This window comes from Skermanella sp. (genome assembly GCF_059503625.1).
This window is the reverse complement of the sequence record NZ_JCACHA010000858.1, coordinates 1-8,222: the sequence shown is the minus strand read 5'-3', so window position 1 is coordinate 8,222 and position 8,222 is coordinate 1. Positions and strand designations below refer to the sequence as shown.

The following is an 8,222-nucleotide window of genomic DNA, read 5'->3' as shown; positions in this document are numbered from 1 at the left end:
TCATCGTCTACGGCGGCGCCAACGACCTGCTGGCCGCCGTCTACGGGCAGGACCCCGTGGTGCTGGCGATGAACGCGGTGAGGGCGCTGGGCACGATCGCCGACGATCTTGCCTCCGCCGGAGCGCGCCATATCCTGTTCGCGAACCTGCCGGACCTGGCCAAGGTACCTGCGGTGCGTCAGTACGGCCCCGGCGTGGGGCAGGTCGCGACACGGACCACCGCAGGCTTCAACGAGGCGCTCAAGCAGACCCTGGACGGGGTGGAGGCGCGCCATGCCGTCCGCATCCTCCGGCTCGACGTCTTCAGCCTGACAGAGCGGGTGTTCCGCGATCCGGCGGTGCTTGGCGTGCCCGGCATCGACCTGACCACCCCTTGCCAGACCGATGGCCGCGTCTGTTCCGATCCCGACCGGCGGCTGTTCTGGGATCACGTCCACCCGACGGCTTTCGCCCATGCGCGTCTGGCCCGCGCAGCACTGGAGGCGCTTGGCGGAAACGGCCGGGGCGGCGGCCTGTGAGCGTGAGGGCATCGCGGCGATACCGCCGATACCCCAGGCCAGCGGACTGACATGGACCAGAAGCCGGACGCCGTAAACAATATCGTCATTACGGACGAGACGGGCTCCAGAATCCCAACCTGGGGGCGCATCCTGATCTGGGTCCTGGTGCTCTCGGCGGGTATCGCCCTGGTCGCGCTGCTGGGCCGGACCCTGGTGCCGTTCATCGTGGGTGCGGGTATGGCCTTCATCTTCGATCCTCTCGCCGGCTGGCTGGCGCGCAAAGGCATCCGGCGCGGATGGGCGGCGCTGCTGGTCACTATGGTCACTTTCGGCGTCCTGGCGGGATGCCTTGCGCTGCTGCTGCCGGTCCTGCTGGAGCAGGCGAGCGACTTCGCCGAGCGGCTGCCCGACCTGCTGACCAAGGCCCGGATCATGCTGACCGGCGCCACCGCCCAGGTGCCGGGGGCGGAGGTGCTTCAGGACGCGGACCTGCTGCGCCAGATGGCGCAGCGGACGGGCGAGTGGCTCCAGCAATCGGCCGGCGACCTGCTTGGCTTCGCCGCCACGCTGTTCGACATCGGGCTGCTGCTGGTGCTGACGCCCGTCGTGACCTTCTACCTGCTGCGCGACTGGCATCCGGTGGTGCGGCAGTTGAAGCGGCTGGTGCCGCGCCAGTCGCGCAAGGTCGTGTTCGAACTGGTGTCCGAGATGACCTACCGGCTGGCCGGGTACCTGCGCGGGATGGCGCTGAGCGCGCTCATCCAGGCGGTGATCCATGCGGTAGGCCTGACCCTGGTCGGGCTGAACTTCGGCATCCTGATCGGGGTGCTGACGGGCGTGCTGGTGTTCGTGCCGGTGGTCGGCAACATCGTCATGTTCATCGCCGCCATCACCGTGGCGCTGGTCCAGTTCGACGGCTGGCTGGAGCCGGCGCTGGTCTTGCTGATCTATGCCGGCAGCAACGTCCTGGAAACCAGCGTGCTCGAACCCGTCCTGGTCGGCAACCGCACCAACCTGCACCCTGTCTGGGTCATCTTCGCCCTGCTGGTCGGCGGCAGCCTGTTCGGTCTGGTGGGAGCGCTGCTGGCGCTGCCGGGCGCCACCGTCATCGCGGTGCTGATCCGCTATGCCGTGGACAAGTACGTCCACAGCCGGCACTACGAAGAGTTGTGATGTCGCTTCAGAACGCCTGGACCTCGACCACCCAGCAATCCAGCATGCGCTGGGCCAGCGCCACGCACATGTTGTTGACGCCCTGCCGGTCGAGCGGACCGAAAGCAAGGGCGAAGGTCACGGCGCTGCGGCCGATCACCGGATAGATGAAGCGGGTATAGGGAGCGTATTGCTGTCCGGCCGCCGCGATGAAGTCGGTCCAGGCGTGCTGGGCCTCCACCGGGGTCAGGTAGTCGCCGATCCGCGCCGCGTAGAAGTTCCGCGCCGGGCCGCTGCCCGAGAAGTCGTAGTCGTGGACGCCGATGATCGGCGCCAGACGCTCGGGCGGCAGCGTGATGCTCGCGATGCTGTCGGACGACAGGCGCGCCTTGCCGTCCTGCACGTCGAGCAGGCTGAGCACGGCGCCGCGCTCCAGCTTGGCTTCCCGCTTCTTGCCGTCGCGCATCTCCATCCCGGCGGCCGGTTCGGTCAGGACGTGGGTGCCGCGCAGGGTGCCGCTGGGAAAGGTCCAGCGCTGCCGGCCGACGACGGCGGCCCGGCCGGAGACTTCACGAGCGATGAAGATGCTGTCGAGGCTGTCGCTCGGCACATAGCCGATGTCGCGGCCGCCCAGCCCGATCTGGGTCCATGACGGCATCCGGCGCGGCGTGCCGAATGCGGCGACCACCTTGCCCTTGGGCAGCGACATGACGACCCGGCTGTCCGCACTGGCGGAAACCAGAACGTCGACGTCGCGGTTCAGGATCGTCTCGCCCGTCTGCGGCTTGCCGAGATTGGGACCGCCCTGGGCCGCCGCCGGAGCGGGAGCGACGACCGCCCAACCCAGCGTCACGGCCAGCACGAGGCAAAGGAGGACCAGCGGCTTAGGCAGATTCTGCATCGCGTCCCCCTGCATATCGGGCAAGTCCTGCCGGTACCGATCGGTCCATATCGCTAAAATGCACGGTATTCCGCCACTGGCATGGGCCTTGCCACTGGAATGGCGAACCACGCGTCGGGAAACGACCCGACGGCGCCTTGCCGGAGACGACCATGAGCAGCGTACTGAACACCGGATTGTTGGGAGCGGCTTTCGGAGCCTGTATATGCTGGAGCGGTCCCGTCACGGCTGCCGTCGCCTGCGCCACACCGGGGCAGGACGCCGACCCCGCGGCCCTGTTCGACATGGTGGCGCCGTCGGTCGTGACCATCGAAGCGACATCGGACGGCGACAGGATGGTCAGGACCGGCTTCCTGTGGGACCGTTCCGGCCATGTCGTGACCAACGAACACGTCATCCGGTCCGGCAAGCAGCTTACCATACGCTTTTCCGACGGACGTGCCGTCCGCCCTTCGACGATCTCCGTCGCGGCGCATCTGGACGTCGCGGTGCTCCTGGCCGATACGAGGGAGGCGCCGCCGGTCAGCCATGGGGCCGCCGGGAGGCTGGGCATGGGCCAAAGGGTCTTTGCGATCGGCAACCCATACGGATCGGGGGTAAGCCTCAGCCGGGGCACCATCAGCGGACTGGACCGGCCGGTCGATCTCGGCGGCGGCAGACGGATCGACAACGCGATCCAGACCGATGCCAGCCTCAATCCCGGCAACTCCGGCGGACCGCTGATCGATGCCGGAGGCTGTCTGGTCGGCATGGCGACCGCCCTCGTCGTGCCGTCGACCGGAGAGCCGAACGTCGGGTTCGCGGTGCCGGTCGACCTGCTGGAGCGCACGGTTGCCCGTCTGATCGAATCCGGCGTCCGGAAGGTCTCCGACGCGGTGCCGGATGCGTCCGGCACCACCGCGCTCGGCATCCTGGCGGAAGATGCCAGACCCGGCATCCGCGTGCTGAAGGTCATGCCCGGATCACGCGCCGCGACCCTGGGGGCGAAGCCCGGCGATCTGATCACCCATGCCGACGACCGGCCGGTCAACAGCCTCGCGGCTCTGACGGCGCACCTGAAGCGCCGAGGGGCCGACGGCATGCGCCTGACGTTCCTGCGCGGCAGGGAGAGCCGCACCGTCGAAGTTCTCCTGGCCTCCACCAGCTTGTGAGGAGTCACGGTTTCGGCTCCAGCATGACGATGGTCGGCAGCCGGACGGTGAAGGTGATCGGTTCGGGCGCCGGCTGGGAGGAGGACGGGACCGGCGCCTGCTGCTGCGGCGCCGCGCCGAACGGAGTGATCGGGACGATGGCTGTGTAGCCGGGATTGGCCTGGGCAACCGGCTCCAAACCCGGCGCCATCGACGGGGAGCCGATCGGCGCCACGGCTTCCACTGCGGGAGCTGGAGCTGGCGCCTGAGCCTGAGCCGGCTTCCTGGGCGGCACCGGCGGCATGAACACGGGCGGCGTGTACGGTGTCACCTTTGCAACCGCAGGCGTCATCGGCGTCGGAGCCGGCTGCGCCAATGCCGCCATTCCTGCCCCGGCTCCCGCCGGCACCTCGACGGTCGGCGCCGGTTGCGGCGGCAGTACCGGAACGCTGGCGATCAGGCGCGACGATCCTGGGGTCGGTGCGCCGTAATGGACCGGCGTTATGCCTGCCGCGATCGAACCCGACCCCGGCGGCGTCGGTGCCGGCGGCGCGTCGGAGGCCGGCGGCGGCAAGTCCATCGGCATGATCTCGACCACCGGAGGCGGCACAGCAGCCGGCGACGGCATTTGCGCGGGCGGAGGCTTAGTCTCCGAGGCTTTGGCCGGAGCCTTCTTCCGCGCCTTGGGAGGTGCGGAGGCTTCCTTGGTCTTCGAAGGTGCAGCCGATTGCTCGGCCAGCGCTTCCTGCGGCAGAACCGGCAGCATGGCGCCGGTCAGAACGGCGATCAGCAGGAGCTTGCATCTCATTTTCGTGCCGGAGGTTCTTTGGGCTTTTCCGGCTGGAGCTTCGCCATGCCGGTCACGGGATCGATCACCACCCTCAGGATGCCGTCGTCGCCGATATGGGTTTCGACCCGCCTGCCGCTGGCCGGATCGAACGGCCCTTCCGATTTGCCGGTAACAGGGTCGGTCGTGAACATGACCTCGATCGACTCCGGCATGCCGTTCGGCGGCGTCCCGTATAGGACGGGCTGCGGCGGCGCCGCGCAGGCGCCGAGCAGGAGTGCTGCAGCCAGAACCCGGAAACGCCAAGTGCCGCTCGTGCGGGGGACCAGTGCCATGACGGGAGATTACTTCAACATGCCGACCAGGGTAGCGCCCCCGATGGCGGCGGCAAGGACCGTGGCGACCATGACGCCGGGGACCATCCACAGATATGAGCGGGTCGGACGCTCCGCCAACTTGGCCTGGATACCCATCAGGCGCGTAGACATTTCAATCCGCAGGTCGTTTGTTTCACAACGCAATTCAGCCGCCATGTTGCTGAGGTCGACTTTGCCGGCGGTATGATTCAAGCGTTCGTCGATGCGGTGGAGCAGGGGCACGACCTGACCATGGAGCAGGCCCTTGACCTCGCTCATATCGGCTTCAAGTCGTGCGACGCGTGCTTCCATGCCGGGATCATGCGGCCCGCCGTCGCCGCCGTCAAGATTCTCGCTTCCAATGCCTGACCGGCTTGGGATAACACGCATGGGACGGGCGCCTGCCGTGCTTTTGCGACTGGAGGCCGTCATGGAAGTCTTGCGCAATTAGCCTCACCGGTTGCGATGGCGTTATAAATCGCATTTCCGTAAACGACCCCGGGCCGCGACGTTGCGCCGCTGGAGACCGGCCGAATCGGAACCGGGGTGGCCGGTACCGTGTTGGCCTCCTATCAATCAAAGGACTCGAGCAATGGAATACGTGAACCTCAAGGGCGCGCGCGTGCCCGCCCTCGGCCTTGGTACCTGGCAGCTGTCCGGGGCGCAGTGCGCCGATATCGTCAGGGCCGGGCTCGATCTCGGTTACCGCCACATCGATACCGCCCAGGCCTACAACAACGAGGAAGAGGTCGGCGTGGCGCTTGCCGGATCGGGCGTTCCGCGCGACGACATATTCCTGACGACCAAGGTCTGGTACGAGCGGATCGCTCCCGGCGAATTGCAGCGTTCGGTCGACGAAAGCCTGACGAAGCTGCGCACCGACCATGTCGACCTGCTGCTGATCCACTGGCCCAACGCCAAGATCCCGCTGGGCGACAGCCTGAAGGCGCTGGCGGAGGTCAAGGCCCAGGGCAAGGCGCGCCACATCGGCGTCAGCAACTTCACGGTCGCGTTGCTGAAGGAATCCGTCGAAGTCCACGGCGTCGATCTGGCATGCGATCAGGTCGAGTACCATCCCTTCCTGTCCCAGCGCCCGGTGCTGGATTTCCTGCGCTCCCACGAGATGTTCCTGACCGCCTACAGCCCGATCGCGCGGGGTGAGGCCGCGACTCACCCGACGCTGGTGAGGATCGGAGAGGCGCATGGCAAGTCGGCTGTTCAGGTAACGCTGCGCTGGCTGCTCGACCAAGCCAACGTAGCCGCCATACCCAAGGCCAGCGGCGAGAAGCATCTTAAAAGCAACTTCGAGATATTCGACTTCAAGCTGACCGACGCCGAACGGGCCGAGATCGACGCCCTCACCGGCAATCGCCGCCTGATCGATCCAGGCTGGGCGCCGGCCTGGGACGCTGCGTGAGCTAATGAAGCTGATGCCGGGGAGGCGGGATGTCCGCTTCAGCCATCTGGATCGCGATCGGGCTTGCCTGATGGTGGATCAGGCGCCAGGACCCCAGCTCCTCGATGAAGATGTTGGTGGCGGCGAGCACGCCGCCGTCCAGCACTTCCTCGCAGACGACGATGGCGGTCTTGCCGTGGATGAAGGCCCGGTCGTTGCGGCTGTAGGCGTTCGGGGACGCGGGGTTCTTCATGATGTCGCGCCAGCTCGACAGAACGGCCGCGCGCTCCATCAGCGGCGGCCAGCCGGGATGGATACACAGGACGGGCACGCCGCGCGCCCATATCTTGTCCATGGTGGCGAGGTCGCGGCTGCTGAAGGCGTGGTAGAAAGCGCGGTTGGCGGCCAGCGCGTCGTCGAGCGAAGGTCCGGCCGCCAGTGACTCCGTCGTGGTGCTGGTGGTCATGGCGGTCATTCCTGTCGGTTGTTCCAACCAAACGTGATAGACCGCCACACTACCCCAGTCAAAGATCTTCCGCGAGCCTGATGCCGGAGAATTGCCAGCGGGCGTTGGGCGGGAAGAAATTGCGGTAGGTCGCCCGGATATGGTCGCTCGGCGTGGCGCAGGAGCCGCCGCGCAGCACCATCTGATTGCACATGAACTTGCCGTTGTATTCGCCGACCGCTCCCGGAGGCGCCTTGTATCCCGGATAGGCGGTGTAGGGGCTGGCCGTCCATTCCCAGACGTCGCCGTACATCTGCCACGGCCCAAGGCCGGCGCAGGGGGAGGACGCCGGGTGCAGGGTCCCGCATTCCTGCATGTTGCCGTCCGCCATCTGGGTGCGCCCGAACAGTTCCCACTCCGCTTCCGTAGGCAGGCGCTTGCCGGCCCAGGCGGCGTAGGCCGCCGCCTCGTAGAAGCTGACATGGCAGACGGGCTCCGAGTCGACGACCGGCTTCACCCCGGCAAGGGTGTAGACCAGCCACTCGCCATGCTGCTTGTGCCAATAGAGCGGTGCACGCCATTCCTGGGCCTCGACCTCGGCCCAGCCGTCCGACAGCCAGTATTCGGGCTTGTCGTAGCCGCCGGATTCGATGAATTCCCGGTACTCGCCGCAGGTTACGGGACGGCCGGCAAGGCGGAACGGACGGACATACGTGTCATGGCGCGGAGTCTCGCTGTCAAAGCAGAAAGGCGTCCGGGACGAGGGATCGTTGGGATCGCAGCCGATCTGGACCAGTCCGCCCCTGTGCTCGAACCACTTCTGCGGCGCCGTGGTCGGAACCGGAGGATTGGCGTGCGCATGGTAGGCCGGCATCAGCGGGTTGGACCAGAGCACATGCTTGATGTCGGTGACGATCAGTTCCTGGTGCTGCTGCTCGTGGTTGAGCCCCAGGATGATGACGTCGGAAAGCTCGGCCAGGCCGTCGTCGGAGATCTGGCGTATCAGGCGGAGGCAGGCGGCATTGACGTGGTCGCGGTACCGCTGGACCTCGTCCCAGCTCGGCCGGGACAGCATGCCGCGCTGCGGTCTCGGATGCCGGTTGCCCAACTTGTTGTAGTAGGAGTTGAACAGGTAGCCGTAGCGTTCGTCGAAGGCCGTGTAGCCCGGCGCATAGCGCGACAGGACGAAGACTTCGAAGAACCATGTGGTATGCGCCAGATGCCATTTGGATGGGCTGCCATCCGGCATCGACTGGATCATCTGGTCTTCGGGGGTCAGCGGCGCCACCAGCCCGACGGTACGACCGCGTACCCGCATGAAGCGGCGAACCAGCCGTTCGCGTGCGTTCGGCGCGGTCGCAAGTTCGATCACGTCCTGCATAGTTTCGAGCATTCCTGTTCCTCCGGCATGTCGATGCGCGGCCGCGTCCCGGGAGGGCACGCGCATGTCCTCCGAATTGGAACACACAACTTGGGAATTAGGTCAGCGTCTCAGTCAGGGCTATATCGACAGGGTACCTCCCATGGAGGTGAAACGCGGGCTCGTCGGTTGGTA

10 protein-coding genes are annotated in these 8,222 nt (G+C 66.7%); 4 read left to right on the top strand and 6 right to left on the bottom strand.

Annotated features, from left to right (window positions below):
• Together AC5JJ6_RS31165 and AC5JJ6_RS31160 are read left to right on the top strand one after the other, a co-directional pair.
• A partial coding sequence (locus AC5JJ6_RS31165; RefSeq protein WP_496045772.1) for an SGNH/GDSL hydrolase family protein occupies positions 1 to 518 on the top strand: 518 nt, incomplete at its 5' end.
• A 51-nt stretch (positions 519 to 569) separates the two neighbouring features.
• Positions 570 to 1,673, top strand: a complete 1,104-nt coding sequence (locus AC5JJ6_RS31160) for an AI-2E family transporter (RefSeq protein ID WP_496045771.1) — start codon at positions 570 to 572, stop codon at positions 1,671 to 1,673.
• Between the two features lie 7 nt (positions 1,674 to 1,680).
• On the opposite strand, the gene AC5JJ6_RS31155 is transcribed toward AC5JJ6_RS31160, so the two are convergent.
• The gene (locus tag AC5JJ6_RS31155) at positions 1,681 to 2,553 is read right to left on the bottom strand and encodes a hypothetical protein (RefSeq protein ID WP_496045770.1); all 873 of its coding nucleotides are present in this window, start codon (positions 2,551 to 2,553) and stop codon (positions 1,681 to 1,683) included.
• A 152-nt stretch (positions 2,554 to 2,705) separates the two neighbouring features.
• Here AC5JJ6_RS31155 and AC5JJ6_RS31150 point away from each other — a divergent pair, with 152 nt between their 5' ends.
• Positions 2,706 to 3,704, top strand: a complete 999-nt coding sequence (locus tag AC5JJ6_RS31150) for a S1C family serine protease (protein ID WP_496045769.1) — start codon at positions 2,706 to 2,708, stop codon at positions 3,702 to 3,704.
• 4 nt (positions 3,705 to 3,708) lie between these two features.
• Here AC5JJ6_RS31150 and AC5JJ6_RS31145 read toward each other — a convergent pair whose 3' ends face one another.
• The 3 genes from AC5JJ6_RS31145 to AC5JJ6_RS31135 are packed head-to-tail and all read right to left on the bottom strand — an operon-like array spanning position 3,709 to position 5,273.
• The gene (locus tag AC5JJ6_RS31145) at positions 3,709 to 4,491 is read right to left on the bottom strand and encodes a hypothetical protein (RefSeq protein WP_496045768.1); all 783 of its coding nucleotides are present in this window, start codon (positions 4,489 to 4,491) and stop codon (positions 3,709 to 3,711) included.
• Positions 4,488 to 4,805, bottom strand: coding sequence for a hypothetical protein (locus AC5JJ6_RS31140; protein WP_496045767.1), 318 nt, complete (start codon positions 4,803 to 4,805; stop codon positions 4,488 to 4,490). Before AC5JJ6_RS31140 ends, AC5JJ6_RS31145 begins: the two co-directional genes overlap by 4 nt.
• Positions 4,806 to 4,814: 9 nt before the next feature.
• Positions 4,815 to 5,273: a hypothetical protein gene (locus tag AC5JJ6_RS31135; protein ID WP_496045766.1), complete on the bottom strand. Its 459-nt coding sequence runs from the start codon at positions 5,271 to 5,273 to the stop codon at positions 4,815 to 4,817.
• Between the two features lie 145 nt (positions 5,274 to 5,418).
• Here AC5JJ6_RS31135 and AC5JJ6_RS31130 point away from each other — a divergent pair, with 145 nt between their 5' ends.
• Positions 5,419 to 6,243, top strand: a complete 825-nt coding sequence (locus tag AC5JJ6_RS31130; RefSeq protein WP_496045765.1) for an aldo/keto reductase — start codon at positions 5,419 to 5,421, stop codon at positions 6,241 to 6,243.
• Between the two features lies 1 nt (position 6,244).
• Here AC5JJ6_RS31130 and AC5JJ6_RS31125 read toward each other — a convergent pair whose 3' ends face one another.
• Positions 6,245 to 6,688, bottom strand: coding sequence for a nuclear transport factor 2 family protein (locus tag AC5JJ6_RS31125; RefSeq protein ID WP_496045764.1), 444 nt, complete (start codon positions 6,686 to 6,688; stop codon positions 6,245 to 6,247).
• Between the two features lie 58 nt (positions 6,689 to 6,746).
• Positions 6,747 to 8,060 (bottom strand): ergothioneine biosynthesis protein EgtB, encoded by a 1,314-nt coding sequence (gene egtB, locus AC5JJ6_RS31120; protein ID WP_496045763.1) that lies wholly within the window; start codon positions 8,058 to 8,060, stop codon positions 6,747 to 6,749.
• Positions 8,061 to 8,222 lie beyond the last annotated feature (162 nt).

What these genes read in the sequence shown, in the direction of transcription:
- AC5JJ6_RS31125 (WP_496045764.1), bottom strand. Translation starts at nt 6,688, where the DNA reads ATGACCACCAGCACCACGACGGAGTCACTGGCGGCCGGACCTTCGCTC.
- AC5JJ6_RS31140 (WP_496045767.1), bottom strand. Translation starts at nt 4,805, where the DNA reads ATGGCACTGGTCCCCCGCACGAGCGGCACTTGGCGTTTCCGGGTTCTG.
- AC5JJ6_RS31130 (WP_496045765.1), top strand. Translation starts at nt 5,419, where the DNA reads ATGGAATACGTGAACCTCAAGGGCGCGCGCGTGCCCGCCCTCGGCCTT.
- AC5JJ6_RS31145 (WP_496045768.1), bottom strand. Translation starts at nt 4,491, where the DNA reads ATGAGATGCAAGCTCCTGCTGATCGCCGTTCTGACCGGCGCCATGCTG.
- AC5JJ6_RS31160 (WP_496045771.1), top strand. Translation starts at nt 570, where the DNA reads ATGGACCAGAAGCCGGACGCCGTAAACAATATCGTCATTACGGACGAG.
- egtB (WP_496045763.1), bottom strand. Translation starts at nt 8,060, where the DNA reads ATGCTCGAAACTATGCAGGACGTGATCGAACTTGCGACCGCGCCGAAC.
- AC5JJ6_RS31150 (WP_496045769.1), top strand. Translation starts at nt 2,706, where the DNA reads ATGAGCAGCGTACTGAACACCGGATTGTTGGGAGCGGCTTTCGGAGCC.
- AC5JJ6_RS31155 (WP_496045770.1), bottom strand. Translation starts at nt 2,553, where the DNA reads ATGCAGAATCTGCCTAAGCCGCTGGTCCTCCTTTGCCTCGTGCTGGCC.